13 protein-coding genes are annotated in these 18,665 nt (G+C 69.1%); 9 read left to right on the top strand and 4 right to left on the bottom strand.

The genetic code is table 11. The annotated features are described in order from the left end of the window. On the top strand, positions 1-675 hold the full coding sequence (locus ACAM51_RS03635; RefSeq protein WP_218297611.1) for a response regulator transcription factor: 675 nt from the start codon (positions 1-3) through the stop codon (positions 673-675). Further along, on the top strand, positions 672-2,087 hold the full coding sequence (locus ACAM51_RS03630; RefSeq protein ID WP_369642759.1) for a sensor histidine kinase: 1,416 nt from the start codon (positions 672-674) through the stop codon (positions 2,085-2,087). Before ACAM51_RS03635 ends, ACAM51_RS03630 begins: the two co-directional genes overlap by 4 nt. 276 nt (positions 2,088-2,363) lie before the next feature. Here the strand turns inward: ACAM51_RS03630 and ACAM51_RS03625 are convergent, their stop codons facing one another. Both ACAM51_RS03625 and ACAM51_RS03620 read right to left on the bottom strand, forming a co-directional pair. After that, complete coding sequence (locus ACAM51_RS03625; protein WP_369642758.1) at positions 2,364-4,712, bottom strand: DUF1631 family protein; 2,349 nt, start codon at positions 4,710-4,712, stop codon at positions 2,364-2,366. Between the two features lie 114 nt (positions 4,713-4,826). Beyond that, positions 4,827-6,908 carry a sodium-translocating pyrophosphatase gene (locus ACAM51_RS03620; protein WP_369642757.1) on the bottom strand — a complete coding sequence of 694 codons (2,082 nt, stop codon included), beginning with the start codon at positions 6,906-6,908 and terminating at the stop codon, positions 4,827-4,829. A 268-nt stretch (positions 6,909-7,176) separates the two neighbouring features. Here ACAM51_RS03620 and ppa point away from each other — a divergent pair, with 268 nt between their 5' ends. From ppa to ACAM51_RS03605, 3 genes are all read left to right on the top strand, one after another. Next, positions 7,177-7,716, top strand: coding sequence for an inorganic diphosphatase (gene ppa / locus ACAM51_RS03615; protein ID WP_218297607.1), 540 nt, complete (start codon positions 7,177-7,179; stop codon positions 7,714-7,716). A gap of 301 nt (positions 7,717-8,017) precedes the next feature. Next, entirely contained in the window at positions 8,018-9,175 is a 1,158-nt protein-coding gene (locus ACAM51_RS03610; RefSeq protein ID WP_369642756.1) for an esterase-like activity of phytase family protein, read from the top strand. A gap of 231 nt (positions 9,176-9,406) precedes the next feature. Then, complete coding sequence (locus tag ACAM51_RS03605) at positions 9,407-11,230, top strand: methyl-accepting chemotaxis protein (protein WP_369642755.1); 1,824 nt, start codon at positions 9,407-9,409, stop codon at positions 11,228-11,230. A gap of 129 nt (positions 11,231-11,359) precedes the next feature. Here ACAM51_RS03605 and ACAM51_RS03600 read toward each other — a convergent pair whose 3' ends face one another. Then, on the bottom strand, positions 11,360-12,166 hold the full coding sequence (locus tag ACAM51_RS03600; protein WP_218340960.1) for an alpha/beta fold hydrolase: 807 nt from the start codon (positions 12,164-12,166) through the stop codon (positions 11,360-11,362). A 356-nt stretch (positions 12,167-12,522) separates the two neighbouring features. Here ACAM51_RS03600 and ACAM51_RS03595 point away from each other — a divergent pair, with 356 nt between their 5' ends. Beyond that, a complete protein-coding gene (locus ACAM51_RS03595) occupies positions 12,523-13,038 on the top strand; it encodes a chemotaxis protein CheW (protein ID WP_369642754.1) in 516 nt (171 codons plus the stop codon). Positions 13,039-13,411: 373 nt separating this feature from the next. After that, positions 13,412-15,157 carry a methyl-accepting chemotaxis protein gene (locus ACAM51_RS03590; RefSeq protein ID WP_369642753.1) on the top strand — a complete coding sequence of 582 codons (1,746 nt, stop codon included), beginning with the start codon at positions 13,412-13,414 and terminating at the stop codon, positions 15,155-15,157. Between the two features lie 58 nt (positions 15,158-15,215). On the opposite strand, the gene ACAM51_RS03585 is transcribed toward ACAM51_RS03590, so the two are convergent. Continuing rightward, positions 15,216-16,475, bottom strand: coding sequence for a GNAT family N-acetyltransferase (locus tag ACAM51_RS03585; RefSeq protein WP_218294488.1), 1,260 nt, complete (start codon positions 16,473-16,475; stop codon positions 15,216-15,218). 80 nt (positions 16,476-16,555) lie between these two features. Between ACAM51_RS03585 and ACAM51_RS03580 the strand changes: the two genes are divergently transcribed. Next, entirely contained in the window at positions 16,556-18,214 is a 1,659-nt protein-coding gene (locus ACAM51_RS03580) for an NAD+ synthase (RefSeq protein ID WP_369642752.1), read from the top strand. A 55-nt stretch (positions 18,215-18,269) separates the two neighbouring features. Further along, positions 18,270-18,608, top strand: coding sequence for a P-II family nitrogen regulator (locus ACAM51_RS03575; protein WP_218294490.1), 339 nt, complete (start codon positions 18,270-18,272; stop codon positions 18,606-18,608). Positions 18,609-18,665: the final 57 nt, after the last annotated feature.

Genomic DNA, 18,665 nt, shown 5'->3' with positions numbered 1-18,665 from the left:
ATGCGCATCCTCCTGGTAGAAGACGACACGTTGCTGCGCGCCCAGTTGCGCACGGCGCTGCACGGCGCTGGCTACACCGTGGATGAAGCCGACAACGGGCGCGACGCGCAGTTTCTGGGCGACACCGAGGCGGTGGATGCCGTGGTGCTGGACCTGGGCCTGCCGGTGGTGGACGGGCTCACGGTGCTCAAACGCTGGCGGGCCGAGGGGCGCAACATGCCGGTGCTGATCCTCACCGCGCGGGACAACTGGCACGAAAAGGTGGCGGGTATCGACGCCGGTGCCGATGATTACCTGACCAAACCATTTCACCAGGAAGAACTGCTGGCGCGCCTGCGTGCACTCATCCGCCGCGCGAGCGGGCTGGCGTCGGCGGTGCTGCAGTGTGGCGACTGGTCGCTGGACACCCGCAGTGGCCGTGTGACCTGCGCGGGCCAGCCCGTGGCGCTGACGGCGCATGAGTACAAGGTGCTCGCCTACCTCATGCACCGGCCCGGCGTGCTGGTATCGCGCGCCGAGCTGACCGAACACATCTACGCGCAGGACTTTGACCGGGACTCCAACACCATCGAAGTCTTTGTGGGGCGCTTGCGAAAAAAGCTGCATTCGCTGTCGGTCCACGCTGCGCGTATCGAGACGGTGCGTGGCATGGGCTACCGCCTGGTGCCGCCATGAGCTGGAGCGGTCTGCACTGGTCGCGCTCCCTGCGGTTTCGGCTGTTGGCCGTGACGGTGGCGGGGGTAGCGGTGGCCGTGGTGCTGGCTGGCGTGGTGCTCAGCGGGCTGTTCCGCGAGCATGTGCAGCGCCAGTTCGAGGCGGCCCTCCTGCAGCAGCTGGACCAGGTCACGGCGCGCCTGGAGTTTGATGCCCAGGGCCGGCCGGCGATCGCTGCGCAGGCGCTGTCGGACCCGCGCTGGCTCAAACCCTATTCCGGCCTGTACTGGCAGGTGGACGCCATGGCCCCCGATGGACACGGCCGTGCCGGGGTGCTGCGTTCGCGCTCGTTGTGGGACACCAGCCTGGCCTTGCAGGTGGATGCGCTGACCGATGGCGCCGTGCATGTGCATGAAGTGGCTGGCCCGCAGGGCGCGCCGTTGCTGGTGCTGGAGCGCTCGGTGCGTGCCGAGGGCGCGGAAACGGCGCGCTGGCGCCTGATCGTGGCGGCCGATCTGCAGGCCACGCAGGCGGCCACCGCGCGCTTCACGCGCGTGCTGGCGCTGTCGCTGGCGGCGCTGCTGGTGCTGCTGGCAGCGGCTGCCTGGGCCCAGGTGGCGGTGGGGCTCAAGCCCTTGCGGGCGCTGCAGCGGGGTTTGCTGGATGTGCAGCAGGCGCGGGCCACCCAGCTGCAGGGCGCATTCCCTGTCGAGGTGCAGCCGCTGGTGGATGACTTCAACGCCGTTCTGGGCCGCAATGCCGAGGTGGTGGAACGCGCGCGCACCCAGGCGGGCAATCTGGCGCACGCCTTGAAAACACCGCTGACCGTGCTGGAGAACGCGGCGCGCGCTTCACTATCCGATGATGGGGGCGCGCTGGCGGCGCTGGTGCACGACCAGGTGCGGGTCGCGCGGCGCCACATCGACTGGCACCTGGCACGGTCACGCTTGGCCGCATCGGCGCGCCTGCCCGGCCAGCGCACGGCGCTGGAGCCGGTGGTGGGCGGGCTGGTGCGTGTCATGAACAAGGTGCATGCCGGGAGGGGCCTGGACATCAGGGTAGCGCTGCCCGATGCTCCGCTGTTCTTTGCAGGCGAGGCGCAGGATCTGCAGGAAATGCTGGGCAACCTGTTGGACAACGCCTGCAAATGGGCGCAGTCCACCGTGCGGCTGCAGGCGCAGGCCCTCGGCGGGCGGCAGCCACAGGTTGTTGTCAGTGTCGAGGATGACGGCCCCGGCATCGGTGCCGCGCAGCGTGCGCAGGCTGTGGAACGTGGCGTGCGGCTGGACGAGACGGTGCCAGGCACGGGGCTGGGCCTTGCCATCGTGCAGGACCTGGCGGCCATCTACGGCGGGCGGCTGGATCTGGAGCCGGCCGACCTGGGCGGCCTGCGGGTGGTGCTTGCGTTGCCCGCCGCGCGGGAGGCTGTGTAAAAAGGCCTGCTGGAGCGGCACCGGCGTAAAAAAGCCCGCCGAAGCGGGCTAAGGCCCTGACAAATCCCCTCGATCTCTCGAATGTCGCAAAGCCTTGGACTGGACGTGGAGAGCCTATCACCCGCCGTGGCGTTTGACCATCAGGGGAACGATAGGCCGTGCCACGATATTTGGGACCTTGGGCGGCCGGACGGCGCGGCTCGCCGCGCGGTGGCAGGCAAGAAAGCCCTCAGCGCTTGTGAAATATGCCTTAGCTGCTCTTGATTCAGGAGCAGATCAGAGCCTGCTCTCCACGCTGTTGCGCATGGCGATCTGGGCCACGGCATCCAGCGCGCCGTCCACCACGGTCTGCTGGGAGAGCACGTGCAGGGCGCCTTGCTGGATGAGCCGGTCCACCAGCCGCAGGGTCATCGACTGGGTGTGGCCGGAGGCGCTGGTGAAAAGGAAGAAGGTTCCGTTCGAGCCGATCCACGACAGCTGGGTCCGCTCCCACTTGCCTGCGACCAGCAGGTTCACCCAGCTGCCGATGGCCAGCGGGGGGATGCCCGGCGCCTCGCCCGCCTCGGGCGCCGGCACGGGCTCCGGCCTCTCGGACTCGGGAGACTGCGAGGATTCCATGAAGCCCGACTCCCTGGCTTCGGAGGGCGCGACCCAGGGCTCTTCGTCCTCGAGGGGGGCGGGCTGCGCTGGCGCCGCCGCCTTCGCCTCGGCGGGCGGTGCGCAGGGCGCGGGCGGCGCAGCGGCCGGCCTCGGCGTGGGCTTGAAGGCCTGCTGGTGCAGCTGCATCAGCAGCGCGAAGACGGCCTCGGTCCGGTCCGGGGGGTAGTCGATGGACGCCAGCCCCTCGCGCAGCTTGGCCAGCAGCTTGGGAAGCAGGCGCGCGAGCTGGCCCGTGTTCATGCGCGTCAGTTCGGGCTGCGCGCTCCAGATGAGCGCCTCCACCACTTCCTGGTAGCGGCCCGGGTCGGTGCTGCCGGTCTTGTCGGCCAGGCGCGCCTCGGCCATGACCTTGGCCCAGGGGCCGAGCAGGAAGCGGGAGATGGCGTCGGGAACCTTTCCGATGTCGGGCAGCAGCCAGATGTCGCGCGATATCTTGGCCGCCAGGAGGTGGCGCTGCTCCGCGTGCTGCAGCGCCTCGATGGCGCGCAAGCGCTCCTGCTTGCCCGCCTGCTCTTTCTGCTCCCATTTGGCGTGCAGCTGCTGCAGCACCTGCTCGAAATCGTGGGGGCCCTCGATGGTGGCCGTGGCCAGCGGGCCCGCAATGTTCATGAGCGACCGCATGAAGCTCTGGAAACCGGGCGCCTCGGTGCTGTTGAAGGCGAGGCTGCGGTCGGTGATGTCCTGCAGCAGGCGGCGCGCGGAATGCTCCTTGTGGCTGAAGAAACGGGGGTCGGCCAGCGCCAGCTGCATCAGCGCGGGCTCCAGCGCCCGCACGAACTGCTGCACGGGCCACAGCAGCCGGCTGTCGCGCGCGATGTTGTCCACCATCAGCGCGACCACCTCCATGCTCAGGGCCTGACCGAGCCCGCTGGCGTGCCGGCGCGGCGTGGCCGCGGAGCTCGCTCCCTCGCCGCCGCCCGCCGGAGGGCGCTGGTTTCCCAGGCGCTCCATCATGTGGCCGACCTGGTTCATCTCCTGCAGTGCCTCGAAGGCGGCGGGCACGGTGATGGCGAAATCCGTGGGGGGTGGATCGAGCGCCGGAAGCTGGTCGGGGTTCTCGAACTCGCGCGCGAACCGCTCGGCGAAGTTCTCCTGGGGCGCAGGCCCGTGCTCCGGTACCGGGGCGGGCTTGTCGCTGAGTTCGCCCAGCAGGAGTCGGCGCAGGCGGTCGAGCGTGAGCAGCGGGTCGGCAGCCCCCCCCGAGGCGGACAGGTCGGTGTCGGCGGCGAAGCCGGGGGACGCGCCGCCCTCGGCCGGCGCGACATAGACGACCTGGCCGTCGGCCTGCCGCATGGCGTAGCCCACGGGCTGCACGCCGCTTTGCCGCAGCTGCGCGGTCTGGGCGAGGTACAGCCCGCGCAGCTCTGTACCCAGCGCCTGCGCCAGGTGCCCCATCCAGTCGTGCCGCACCTGGTCCGTGACCTGCATCTGCGACACCACGGCCTGCAGCGCCTGCAGGAAGACCTCGGGGCGCAGGGGGTTCTGGTCGGGCAGCACTTTCGGCAGCCCCTGCGCCGCGCACACCAGGGCGTCCAGGTCGGCCAGCGGCCCCTCGACGGCGGAGATCAGGATCTGGCGGGCACGGGCACGCTCGACGCTTTCGCTGATCTGCGACTCGTCCATCAGTTCGAGTTCATCGAAATGGACGGTGAACAGGGAGCGCGAGGATTTTTCGTCCTTGCGCGTGGTTTCCTGGTCGAGCGCCTTGCGCAGCGCGTCGGGATAGCGCTCGCTCATCACGAAGGCCAGCCGCGAGAGCTGCTGCCGTGCTTCCAGCATGGCATGGTGCTCGCCGGGGGTGCGGGCGGTGTCCAGGCGCGCCTGCAGGGACATGCGCGCGGCCTCGGCGACGCGCTCCATCAGGTGCCTGGACTCCGCCACCACGCCGTGCACGATGCGCTGGTACGGCGAGGCGTGGCTGTCGGAGGGGGCAGGGGCGGACGATGCGGTGTGTTTCAAGGCCATCTTCTCTGAAGAGATACCGGTAGCCATCATGGTACGCGGCAAAAAGGGGCCGAAGCCCCTGGTTGCCCTCTATTCCAGGCGGGTCAGGCCTGGTGACTGCCTGGCGCGGGCGACCTACCCGCCGTGGAACTTGACCACCAGCGGCACGATCAGCAGCGCCACGATGTTGATGATCTTGATCAGCGGGTTGATGGCCGGGCCGGCGGTGTCCTTGTAGGGGTCGCCCACGGTATCGCCGGTCACGGCGGCCTTGTGGGCCTCGCTGCCCTTGCCGCCGTGGTGGCCGTCCTCGATGTATTTCTTGGCATTGTCCCAGGCGCCACCGCCGGTGCACATGCTGATGGCCACGAACAGGCCGGTGACGATGGTGCCCATGAGCAAGCCGCCCAGCGCCTTGGGCCCCAGCAGCAGGCCCACCACGATGGGCACGACCACGGGCAGCAGGCTGGGGATCACCATCTCCTTGATGGCGGCGGTGGTCAGCATGTCCACGGCCTTGCCGTACTCGGGCTTGCCTGTGCCGTCCATGATGCCGGGGATGGTGTTGAACTGGCGGCGCACCTCCACCACCACGGCGCCGGCCGCGCGGCCCACGGCCTCCATGGCCATGGCGCCGAACAGGTAGGGGATCAGGCCGCCGATGAACAGGCCCACGATGACCAGCGGGTCGGACAGGTCGAACGTGATGGCGCGGCCGTAGCTCTCCAGCTTGTGCGTGTAGTCGGCGAACAGCACCAGCGCGGCCAGGCCGGCCGAGCCGATCGCATAGCCCTTGGTCACGGCCTTGGTGGTGTTGCCCACGGCGTCCAGCGGGTCAGTGATGTCGCGCACGCTGCTGGGCAGCTCTGCCATCTCGGCGATGCCGCCGGCGTTGTCGGTGATGGGGCCGTAGGCGTCCAGCGCCACCACGATGCCCGCCATGGACAGCATGGACATGGCCGCCACCGCAATGCCGTACAGGCCCGCGAGCTGGTAGGCCGAGAGGATGGCCAGGCACACGAAGATCACCGGCCAGGCGGTGGATCGCATCGACACGCCCAGGCCCGCGATGATGTTGGTGCCGTGCCCGGTGGTCGAGGCCTGCGCGATGTGCTGCACGGGCGAATACTGCGTGCCGGTGTAGAACTCGGTGATCCACACCAGCGCAGCCGTCAGCGCCAGCCCGGTGAAGCAGGCGCCAAACAGGCGCATCTGGCTGCCGCTGGCCATGATGGCGTTGTCCGGCATGATCCACATCGTGACGAAGTAGAAGGCGATGAGCGACAGCACGCCCGCGATCGCCAGGCCCTTGTACAGCGCGGGCATCACGTTCTTCATGCCGGGCGAGGCCTTGACGAAGAAGCAGCCGATGATGGACGCCACGATGGACACGGCGCCCAGCGCCAGCGGGTACACCACGGCATTGACCGGAGCCGCCGCCACCAGCAGCGCGCCCAGCACCATGGTGGCGATCAGCGTCACCGCATAGGTCTCGAACAGGTCGGCCGCCATGCCGGCGCAGTCGCCCACGTTGTCGCCCACGTTGTCGGCGATCACGGCGGGGTTGCGCGGGTCGTCTTCAGGGATGCCGGCCTCCACCTTGCCCACCAAGTCGGCGCCCACGTCGGCGCCCTTGGTGAAGATGCCGCCACCGAGCCGCGCGAAGATCGAGATCAGCGACGAGCCGAACGCAAAGCCGATCAGCGGGTTGAGCAGATTGGCCAGGTTGGCCGTGGGCGTGAGGTTGCCGTTGCCCGCCAGGAACCAGTAAAAGCCCGTGACGCCCAGCAGCCCCAGCCCCACCACCAGCATGCCGGTGATGGCGCCGCCACGGAACGCCACGTCCAGCGCCGGGCCGATGCCGTGCGTGGCGGCCTGCGCCGTGCGCACGTTGGCGCGCACCGACACGTTCATGCCGATGAAGCCGCAGGCGCCCGAGAGCACCGCGCCCACCACGAAGCCCACGGCCGTGGTGCCGTCCAGAAAGATGCCGATGAGAACCGCCAGCACCACGCCGACGATGGCGATGGTCTTGTACTGGCGGGCGAGGTAGGCGGCGGCGCCGGCCTGGATGGCGGCGGCGATCTCCTGCATGCGGGCGTTGCCGGGGTCCTTGGCCAGGATCCATCCCCGGGCCCAGATGCCATAGGCCACCGCAATCAATCCGCAAACCAGAGCCAGTATCAGAGGGGCAGTCAGCGCTGTATTTCCAGCCATTCGTCACTCCTTGAAATATTCAGTTGCACGGAAGGAAACATCACAACGCGGGACGGTGGTGCTTCCGTTGCGTTGCTTCCTCGTGCTCCCTGGGCATTTCGCGGCAGGAGTCGATTGGCCAACGGGCCCAATTTACAGGCAAACGCCGGTTTGCAAGCGGGCAGAAAGGGGCGTGCGCCTAAAATCAGGGTTAATCCCGACGCTTCATTGCGCTGCGTCAGCGCCGGATGCCTCGCGGGTTATCGTTTTCAAACCACTATCCAAAGACATGTCCCTCAACAACGTCCCCCCAGGCAAGAACGTCCCCGACGCCTTCAATGTCGTCATCGAAATCCCGATGAACGCCGACCCGATCAAGTACGAAGTGGACAAGGAATCGGGCGCCATTTTCGTGGACCGTTTCATGACCACGGCCATGCACTACCCCACGAACTACGGCTACGTGCCGCAGACGCTGTCGGGCGACGGCGACCCGGTGGATGTGCTGGTGATCACGCCTTACCCCCTGTTCCCCGGTGTTGTCGTGCCCTGCCGCCCGTTGGGCATCCTGATGATGGAAGACGAGGCCGGCGTGGACGGCAAGGTCATCGCCGTGCCCACCTCCAAGGTGCTGCCCATGTATGACCACTGGAAGACCATCGACGACGTGAACGCCATGCGCCGCAACGCCATCGCCCACTTCTTCGAGCACTACAAGGACCTGGAAAAGGGCAAGTGGGTCAAGGTGCTGGGCTGGGAAGGCCTGGACGCCGCCAAGAAGGAAATCACGGACGGCATCGAGGCCTACAAGAAGTCCGGCAACGCCTGATTCCCGCACCCGGCCTCCGCACCGGCCGTTCGTGCCGGATTGGAGGCCGTGGAGGTCGCCAGCGATTGATGGTAAAGCGCTGGCAGCTATCAAAATAGAAGCAATTGGTGAAAGCGCACAGGTTCCTGGCCTGTGCGTTTTTTTCATGGCCGGGGGGCGGCACGCCTGCGCGGTGCCGGTCTGCCGCGCCCGGTCCCGTCTGTCATGGTCCCGCAACACGGCCGCCCTAGGCTCTGGCGCTTTCCTGGTTCATTCATTCACTCCATTCAATCAACGGCCCGGCAGGGCGGGAGCGGCGGCGATGGCACTGGTGCATTCATGGCGGCGCATGGCCGTGGGCGTGGCAACCGCCGTGGCGATGGCGGCTGCATTGGCGGGCTGCGGCGGCAACGGTGACGATGGCCGCGCACAGCCCATTGCCTCGCTGCGGCTGCTGGGCAGTGCGTCACTGCCCACGGGCACGGTGTTCGAAGGGGTCGAGTTCGGCGGCATCTCGGGTCTGGACCGGGCGGCGGACGGCAGCTACTGGGCGATCTCGGACGACCGGGGCGGCGAGCGGGGCACGCCGCGCTTTTACAACCTGGGTATCGACTACGGTGCCAGCGGCAACGTCACGGTCAAGATCAACCGCCAGGCGAACATGCTGCGCGAGGACGGCACGCCGTTCCCCGCCACGGCCCGCACGGTGGACCCCGAAGCCATCCGCACGGCACCGGACGGCAGCCTGTACTGGGCCTCGGAAGGCAACTGGAGCCCCACCGCCGCCAGCCGCTTCCAGCCGTTCGTGCGGCAGATGACGGCCCAGGGAGCCTTCGTGCGCGAACTGGCGATGCCCGCCATGTACCGCTACGTGGACAACGCCACGGAAGGCGCGCGCAGCAACAAGGCCTTCGAGGCGCTGGCGGTGGCGCCCGACGGCACGGTGTACGCGGCCAACGAGGACGCGCTGGTCCAGGACGGGCCCCTCACCACGCTGCAGGCCGGCAGCGTGGTGCGCGTGACGGCCTTCGACCCAGGCACCGGCCGGCCCCGGGGCCAGTACGCGTACGCCTTGCCCCCGATTCCGGTGGACGCGGCGCCGGGCGCGCCGTTCGGGCCCGACAACGGCCTGTCGGACCTGCTGGCCGTGGGCAACGGCCAGTTCATCGCGGTGGAGCGTGCCTTTGCCTCGGGCGTGGGCAACACCATCCGCCTGGTGTGGACCGAGATCACCGGCGCCACCACCGATGTGATCGGCACCCCGCGCCTGGCGGGCGCCACCTATGCGCCCATGACGCGGCGGGTGCTGCTGGAGATGCCGCTGGCCTACCAGGGCGTGAAGCTGGACAACATCGAGGCCATCACCTGGGGCCACACGCTGCCCAACGGCCACCGCACGCTCGTGCTGGCGGCCGACAACAACTTCACGGCCGACACCCAGGCCAGCCAGTTCATCGTGTTCGAGGTGCTGCCGCAGTAGCGCCTGTGAGCGGCGCGCGGCGCCCGGCGGCCGCCCGGTGCCCGCCGGCATGGCGCGGGCAGCTATCGAATCGGAAGCGTCTGGAAGCCGCTGCGGCCGCAGGCCGCGCCTGGCGTGGACGCCGAAACCGTGAAACACCTGAGAGAAGATGCCGCGCCGGACTGATAGACTGGCTCAGCATTTTGTTACAAATGGGGGCGGCCGTGGCGGCGCCCTCCGGAAGGGTGATTCATGAAAATTTCCGATCTGCGCATCGGCGTCAAACTGGGCGTGGGATTCCTGTCGCTGGTGCTGTTCACGGCCTTGCTGGGCGCCATCGCGCTGGTGCAGATGTCGCGCATCCATGCCAATGCCGACGAGATCGCCACCAACCTGCTGCCCAGCGTGTCCCAGACCGGCGAACTTCGGGTGCTGCTCAACCGCATGCGCCGCTCGGAGGCGGGGGTGGTCACCGCGCGCAACGCGGCCGAGGTCAAGGCGTTCTCCGAACAGGTGGCCGCGCGCCACAAGGACCTGGACCGCGTCGAAACCACGTACGAAGCCCTGATCGACATCCCCAGGGAGCGCGAGGTCTACGGCGCCTACAAGAAGCGCAAGGCCGCCTATGTGGAGCTGCAGGCCAAGCTGATGGACATCGCCCGGAACGTGGACTTCAGCACCACCGAAACCCTGGAGCTCACGAGCGACGCGCTGGGCATGCTCTATGCGGGCGAGTCCGAGGCCGCGTTCGTGGCCACCGCCGAGACACTGGGCGAGTTGCAGAAGATCAACACCGAGGCCGCGCAGCAGGCCAAGGAGGATGCCTACCAGGTCTTCTCGCTGGCGCGCATCTGGGTGCTGGGCACGCTGGCGGTGTGCGTGGCGCTGGCGGCGGTGCTGGGCATCGGCATCACCCGCGCCGTGACGGGCCCTGCGCGCCATGCCGTGCAGGCCGCCCGCGCGATCGCCGGGGGCGACCTCACCTCCGAGGTGCCGCCCGGCGGCAAGGATGAAATGGGCCAGCTGCTCACCGCCCTGGGCGAGATGCGCCACAGCCTGGCGCGCGTGGTCTCGGGCGTGCGCGGCAACGCCGAAGGCGTGGCCTCGGCCAGCTCGCAGATCGCCTCGGGCAACAACGACCTGTCGGCCCGCACCGAGCAGCAGGCCTCGGCGCTGCAGCAGACGGCCGCCTCGATGGAACAGCTGGGCTCCACGGTGCGCCAGAACGCGGACAACGCGCGCCAGGCCAACCAGCTGGCGATGAGCGCCTCCACCGTCGCCCAGCAGGGCGGCGACGTGGTGGCCGAGGTGGTGGACACCATGAAGGGCATCAACGACAGCAGCCGCAAGATCGCCGACATCATCAGCGTGATCGACGGCATTGCGTTCCAGACCAACATCCTGGCGCTCAACGCGGCGGTGGAGGCGGCACGCGCGGGCGAGCAGGGCCGGGGCTTCGCCGTGGTGGCGGGCGAGGTGCGCAGCCTGGCCGGGCGCAGCGCCGAGGCTGCCAAGGAGATCAAGGCCCTGATCGGCACCAGCGTGGAGCGCGTGGAACAGGGCACCGCGCTGGTGGACAAGGCGGGCGCCACGATGACCGAGGTGGTCGGGGCCATTCGCCGCGTGACGGACATCATGGGCGAGATCAGCGCGGCCAGCAGCGAGCAGAGCCAGGGCGTGTCGCAGGTGGGCGAGGCGATCACGCAGATGGACCAGGCCACGCAGCAGAACGCGGCCCTGGTGGAAGAGATGGCGGCCGCCGCCAGCGCGCTCAATGCGCAGGCCGGAGACCTGGTGAATGCGGTGGCGGTGTTCAAGCTGGAGGCCGGGGCGCAGCCCGGAACGGCGGCGCCGGTGCGGCCCCCCGCCGCGGCCATGCCCGCGGCCCGGCGGGTGGCGGCGGCACCCCCGCCGCCCGCGCTGGCCCCGCGCGGCGGCACGGCGGCGGCACGGGATGGCCATCGCAACAGCACGGCCCCTGCCGCCCACCTGCCAGCCCCCCGGCCCGCGGCACCGCCCGCCCCCAAGCCCGCCGCCGCACCGGCGGGCAGCGATGACGATTGGGAGAGCTTTTGAGCGGGAGCCTGCGAAGAATGCAAGCCAAATAGGCTGCTAGCGCTTGATACCCGAGCGCTGGCAGCTATCAAAAACAAAGCACGCGGGAGGAGGAGTCCTCGGGCGTGCTTTTTTTCTTGCGCGGGCGGCTCAGCGCTCCGGGTCGGGGTAGATCAGCTGAAGCCCCGGCAGGCCCGGCCGCTCGAAGGGCTGCCACATGGCGTCCGGCCCGTGGGGCTGTGCCAGCCGGTCGGCCACGGCCCACCAGGCGCTGGGGTTCAGGCCGATGCCGAAGTGGCTGGCGACCACCTCGATGTTCTCGGTGTGGGGGTTGTGCGCGGCTGGCGACTGGATGCTGCCGCGCCAGGCCACCACGCCGTCGGTGCGCGAGTAGATGCTGGTGGTGGGCACGGGCGGGGCCTCGGGCAGGTTGTAGCTCTCGGTTTCGCGCTCGATGCTGCGGCCGCTGGCGAACTGGTAGATGCGCCACGCGTTCGTGGAGGTGTGCGGGCCGGCGAAAGGCGTGCCCAGCGTCACCACGCAGCGCACCAGGCCGGGCATTTCCTTGGCCAGCTCTCGCGCATAGATGCCGCCCAGGCTCCAGCCCACCAGGCTCACCTTGCCGCCGCTGGCCTCGCTGGCCTCCTGCAGCTGGCGCTTGGCGGCTTCCAGCACGCCGTCCCTGGGGCCCAGGTTCAACCCCTGGCCCCAGCCCTGGGTTTCGTAGTTGCGCGACTCCAGGTAGCGGCGCAGCGGAACCGTGGTGGCATCCCCCGCCGTGAGGCCGGGGAACACGATCACCGTGTGGCCATCGCCCAGCGGGGCACGCTGCAGCACGGGCCAGGCGGGCAGCACCGCGCCAAACTCCCAAGGGGCCCGCAGTTCCAGGGCCAGCAGCGGCAGGCCTGGCGGCGGGATGTCGGCGGGATCGGTTTCTTTCTTGCTGAAGAAGGGCATCGGTTCATCATTTCAAACAAAGCGGGGCGCCATGTCGTGTGGCTTGCGGGTGTGCCGTGCAGGGCCTTCCAGGAAAAGAAGGGAAGGGCCGCACGGCGCACCGTGGGCGACGGTAGCATTTTTTCGAGGGCGGGCAGGGCGCCCGAATGGAGCTAGCTCTCCAATTCCAGGCCGCGATGCCTGCGCTCGCGTCCCGGGGACGGCGGGCCCCGCGCCGCGAGGCAGGTCCTGGCCATCGCCGGCTGCTATGCTGCTGTGCCCGCGCCCGCACGCATCCGCGCGGCCCGCCCCGCCTGCGGGAGACCGTCCAGACGTTCCTCGGCCCCTCCATCCCTTGCTTTCCGAAAGCCCGCGCCATGATCGCAGCCCCTGCCTCCTCGTCCCGTCCCGCCGCAGCGGCCACCGCCGCCGCGCCTGCGGGCGAGTACCTGACCTTCCGGCTGGGGGCGGAGGAGTACGGCATCGACATCCTGCGGGTGCAGGAAATCCGCTCCTACGAGCAGCCGACGCGCCTGGCGCATTCCCCGGTTTTCATCAAGGGAGTGATCGACCTGCGCGGGCGCATCGTCCCCATCCTAGACCTGCGCCTGAAGCTGCAGTGCCCCGAGGCAAGCTACACCGAGTTCACGGTGGTCATCATCCTGGACATCGGCACGGCCGTGGTGGGCGTGGTCGTGGACGCCGTGGCCGACGTGGCCTCGCTGACCGCCGACCTCATCAAGCCCGCCCCCCAGTTCGAGCGCCAGGGCCATGTGGACCCGGCCTTCATCACCGGGATTGCCAGCCTGGGCGAGCGCACGCTGATCGTGATGGACATCGAGGCGCTGCTCAGCAGCGAGGAGACCGGGCTGATCGCCCAGGTCGCCAGGTAGGCCCGCAAGGCCTCCCGGCGGGGGCCTGTGGTTTATCGCCCTCACGGCGTTCGCAAACGTAACAGAACGCGCTATGCTGGGTGCCAGGGGCCCCGGCCCGGACCGTGCGCGTGCACCGATTCCAGGGCGGCGGGCCCGCCCTTGGGACGTGTTGGTCTTCCGCCGGGAGTTCTCTCATGGTTCGCGGCTCCGACTCTGCTGATTCCCGCACTGCCCGCCCGTGGCGCGGTGCCTGCCTGCACGGGCCCCGCATCGCCCGCAATCCCGCTCTCCTTCGCCCGCGCGCGCCATGGCGTCATCGCCTCGGCGGGCGCCCCGGGCTGCCGTCCAGTTCCCGGTCCCCTTTCTCTTTCCCCACTTCAGGAGCGCTGCCATGAGCCAGTTCAAGATATCCACGCGCCTCGCCGGCTTGCTGGCGGCGCTGTGCCTGCTCGTTTTGCTGGTGGGCGCGGCGGGCCTGTTCGGCATGGGGCAGTCCAACGCGGGGCTCAAGTCGGTGTATGACGACCGGGTGGTGCCGCTCAAGCAGATCAAGGTGGTCGCGGACATGTATGCGGTCAACGTGGTCGATACCGCGCACAAGGTGCGCGACGGGGCCATGACGCCTGCCCAGGGCCAGCAGTCGGTGGCCGATGCGCGCAAGGCGATCGACACCAACTGGAAGGCCTACCTGGCCACGCACCTCGTGCCCGAGGAAGCCCAGCTGGTCGAGCGCTTCAAGCCCCTGCAGGCCAAGGCCGACGCGGCCGCCGACACGCTGACCGGCCATTTCCGCTCGGGCGACACGGCGGCGCTGACGGCGTTCGCCGCCAAGGAGATGTACCCCGCCATCGACCCGCTGCAGGATGTGCTGGGCCTGCTCATGCAGGTGCAGCTGGACCGGGCCAAGGCCGAGTACGACCGGGCCGAATCGAGCTTTCAGGCGATTCGCGCCGTCGCGCTCACGGCCGTCGTGCTGGGCATCGTGCTGGCGGTGCTGATGGGCGGCGCCATGATCCGGCAGATATCGCGCGCCCTGGGCAATGCGGTGCAGATCACCGATTCGGTGGCGCGGGGCGACCTGACGGTGCCGATCGATGCGCGGGGCAGGGACGAGATCTCCCTGCTGCTGGGCGGCCTGACCACCATGCGCGACAACCTGGCCCATGTGGTATCGGGGGTACGCGGGAATGCGCAGGGTGTGGCGTCTGCCAGTGCCGAGATTGCGTCGGGCAACAACGACCTGTCCAGCCGCACCGAACAGCAGGCCAGCGCGCTGCAGGAGACGGCGGCGTCGATGGAGGAGCTCAGCTCCACCGTCAAGCAGAACGCCGACAACGCGCGCCAGGCCAACCAGCTGGCGATGAGCGCATCCACCGTGGCGGGGCAGGGCGGCGATGTGGTGTCGGAGGTGGTCGAGACCATGAAGGGCATCAACGACAGCAGCAAGAAGATCGCCGACATCATCAGCGTGATCGACGGCATTGCCTTCCAGACCAACATCCTGGCGCTCAACGCGGCGGTGGAGGCGGCGCGCGCGGGCGAGCAGGGCCGGGGCTTCGCCGTGGTGGCGGGCGAGGTGCGCAGCCTGGCCGGGCGCAGCGCCGAGGCTGCCAAGGAGATCAAGGCCCTGATCACCGCCAGCGTGGAGCGCGTGGAGCAGGGCTCGGTGCTCGTGGACAAGGCCGGTGTCACCATGACCGAGGTGGTGTCCTCCATCCGCCGCGTGACGGACATCATGGGCGAGATCAGCGCGGCCAGCAGCGAGCAGAGCCAGGGCGTGTCGCAGGTGGGCGAGGCGATCACGCAGATGGACCAGGTGACGCAGCAGAACGCGGCCCTGGTGGAGGAAATGGCCGCGGCCGCCAGCAGCCTGAGCCAGCAGGCCCAGGCGCTGGTGGGCGCGGTGGCGGTGTTCAAGCTCTCGTCCGACCAGTCCCGGCCCGTGGCCGCCGCTGCTGCCGCCGCCGTCGCGGCGCCGCCCCGGCCCGCCCTGCGGGCGGCGGGTGCCGCGATGCGCCCCGCCGGCGGCAAGGCGGCCCCCGCCGCGCGGCCACCTTCCATCGCGGCGGCCAGGCCGAAGGCCCCCGCACCGCAGCCCGTGGCGGCGGGCGCGGAGGATGACTGGGAGAGCTTCTGACACGCGCCCGGGCTGGAAGGGGCCGGAAGGAGACGGGGCTGGGGCTGCGGCCTCTCCCTCAGCCCGTGCCGGCGCCGTGCGGAGCCAAGGCGGCCCTGGCCTCAGCCCCCGGCGGCGCCTGCCTGAATGGGCTGCGCTCCTGCAGTTCGTCCAGGTAGTGCTGGACGCCTTCGCTTTCGCGCGCCAGGAACCGCTCCACCGCTTCGGCGAAGGCCGGGTGCGCCAGCCAGTGGGCACTGGTGGCCTGCACCGGCAGCAGCGCGCGGGCCATCTTGTGTTCACCCTGGGCACCGCCTTCAAAGCGCCGCGCGCCGTGTTCGATGCACCACTGCAGGGGCTGGTAGTAGCAGGCCTCGAAATGCAGGCAGTCCACGCGCTCCAGCGCCCCCCAGTAGCGGCCATACGCCACGGGTTCATGGGCGTTTGGGCCGCTGGCGCTTGATGAATCCGCGCCGACAGCTATCAGACTGCTGGCAATGGGCCGCCCGTTGCGTTCGGCGATGAAAAGCAGCCAGGCGCCGGGCAGCTGCGCGGCCATGCGCGCGAAGAAGTCGCGCGTGAGGTAGGGCGGGTTGCCGTGCTCGAGGTAGGTGCGCTCGTAGCAGCGGTAGAAGAAATCCCAGTCCGCCTGCGGGATGTCCGTGCCGCGCGCCCACCGGAACGTAACGCCCGCATCGGCCACGCGGCGGCGTTCCTGGCGGATCTTCTTGCGTTTTTCCTGGGACAGGCTGGCGAGGAATTCGTCGAAGCTGCGGTAGCCGTCCCCGCCGCCGGGCGCGGGAGCCTGGTTCTTCCAGTGGAATTGCACGGTGTGCCGCAGCATCAGGTCGCGCCCCGCGCAGGTCCGCGCGTCGTCGTCGCTGGCAAACAGCACATGCACGGAAGAGACGTTTTCCTCCCCGCACCACTGGCACACGGCCTGCACCAGCAGCGCGCGCGTGGCCTCGTCGCGCGCCATCAGGCGCGTACCGGGCACGGGCGTGAAAGGCACGGCCACGACGGCCTTGGGGTAGTACGGCACGCCGTGCTGCTCATACGCGCTGGCCCACGCCCAGTCGAACACATACTCTCCGTACGAATGGCTCTTGAGGTACAGGGGGCAGGCCGCGATCAGCGTGCCGTCCTCCCACAGGGTCATGAACCGGGGGGCCCAGCCGGTGCGTGGCGTGGCGCTGCCGCTTTCGTGCAGGGCGGCCAGGTATTCGTGCCGCATGAAGGGCGTGGGGTGGCTTTGCCGGGCGAGCAGGGCGTTCCAGGCGTCGGCCCCGACGTCGAGCGGGGATGCGAGTACGCGGGCGATAATGGCGGCTTCAGCCATGCGATCCCCCGCTCCACCCCCGGTGCCGCGGGTCCGCAGTGGCGGTATTCAACCTGGCCGCAGGGGCCGATTCCAGTTCCATGACGCTCTCCATTTGCACTGCGCAGCTCAACTTTGTCGTGGGCGACATGCCCCAGAACGCGCAGAAGATCATTGCCGCGGCCCGCGAAGCCCATGCCCGGGGTGCCCGGCTGCTGCTCACGCCCGAACTCGCCATCTGTGGCTATGCCGCCGAAGACCTGTTCCTGCGCCCGGCCTTCATCGCGGCCTGCGATGATGCCGTGAAAACCGTGGCCCGCGAGACGGCAGGGTTGAAAGGCCTGGCCATCGTGCTGGGCCATCCGCAGGCGGTGTCGCCCGATGCGCCTGCGTTCAGCGCCTGCCTCAATGCCGCCAGCGTGCTGCGCGAGGGCCGCATCGAGCAGACCTACGCCAAGCGCGAGCTGCCCAACTACCAGGTGTTCGACGAGCGCCGCTACTTCGTGGCGGGCAGCGCGCCCTGCGTGTTCGAGGTGGAGGGCGTGCGGGTGGGCCTGCTGGTCTGCGAGGACGCCTGGTTCGCCGCGCCGGCGCACGATGCGGCGGCCGCGGGCGCGCAGCTGCTGGCGGTCATCAATGCATCGCCCTTCCACCTGGGAAAGAGCGCCGAACGCGAGCAGACCATGCGCGAACGCGTGGCCGAGACCGGCCTGCCGCTGGTGTACGCCCACCTGGTGGGCGGGCAGGACGAGGTGGTGTTCGAGGGCCGCTCTTTCGCGCTCAACGCCGACGGCTCGGTGGCTGGTCGTGGTCCTGGGTTTGAAGAAAAACTGGTCTTTGCGCAAGTCCAGCAAGCGCAGGATGCTATCAAAATTGAAGCAGACATCGCGCCGGAGAAAAGCCTGGAGGCGGACCTGTGGGACGCCCTGGTGCTGGGGGTGCGGGACTATGTGGGCAAGAACGGATTTCCGGGCGCGCTGCTGGGGCTCTCGGGCGGCATCGACTCGGCCCTGGTGCTGGCCATTGCCGTGGACGCGCTGGGCGCCGACAAGGTGCGCACGGTGATGATGCCGTCGCCCTACACGGCCGACATCAGCTGGATCGATGCGCGCGACATGGCTGCCCGCCTGGGCGTGCGCTACGACGAGATCTCCATCAAGCCGCAGTTTGAGGCCTTCAAGGCCGCGCTGGCGAGCGACTTCGCGGGTCTGGCCGAGGACACCACCGAGGAAAACCTGCAGGCGCGCATCCGGGGCACGCTGCTCATGGCGCTGTCCAACAAGTTCGGCGCCATCGTGCTCACCACGGGCAACAAGAGCGAGATGTCCACGGGCTACTGCACGCTGTATGGCGACATGGCGGGTGGCTTCGCGGTGATCAAGGACGTGGCCAAGACACGGGTGTTCGACCTGGCGCGCTGGCGCAACGCCAACGATCCGTACGGCACGGGCGCCAGTCCCATTCCCGAGCGCATCATCACCCGCCCGCCCAGCGCCGAGTTGCGCCCCGACCAGAAAGACCAGGACAGTCTGCCGCCCTACGAAGTGCTGGACGCCATCGTGGCGCGCTACATGGAGAACGATGAGCCCATCGAGTCCATCATCGCCAGCGGTTTTGCGCGCGCCGATGTGGAGCGTGTGACGCGCCTCATCAAGCTCAACGAGTACAAGCGCCGCCAGGCTCCCGTAGGGATTCGCGTCACGCGCCGTAGCTTCGGCAAGGACTGGCGTTACCCTATCACTAGCAAATTCAGGGCGTGACGCTTCGGCGCTGCGCTTTCAGCCCCCATTTTTTACATCCTCCAGGAGACCCGCCATGAAAATGATCACCGCCGTCATCAAGCCCTTCAAGCTCGAAGAAGTCCGCGAAGCCCTGGCTGAATGTGGCGTGACCGGCCTCACCGTGACCGAGGTGAAGGGCTTTGGCCGCCAGAAGGGCCACACCGAGCTGTACCGGGGCGCTGAATACGTGGTGGACTTCCTGCCCAAGGTGAAGGTCGAGGTCGTCGTGAAGAGCGAAGACGTGGACCGCTGCGTGGATGCCATCGTGAGCGTCGCGCGCACGGGCAAGATCGGCGACGGCAAGATCTTCGTCACCTCGGTGGAGCGCGTGGTGCGCATCCGCACCGGCGACCTGGACGACGCCGCGGTCTGAGGGGTCGCGCCCGCCTGGCCGGGGCCGCACGGGCTCCCGCAAGGAAAAGGCACGCAA

This window comes from Acidovorax sp. A79 (genome assembly GCF_041154505.1).
Classification (GTDB): Bacteria; Pseudomonadota; Gammaproteobacteria; order Burkholderiales; family Burkholderiaceae_C; genus Acidovorax.
This window is presented reverse-complemented; position numbering and strand designations above follow the sequence as displayed.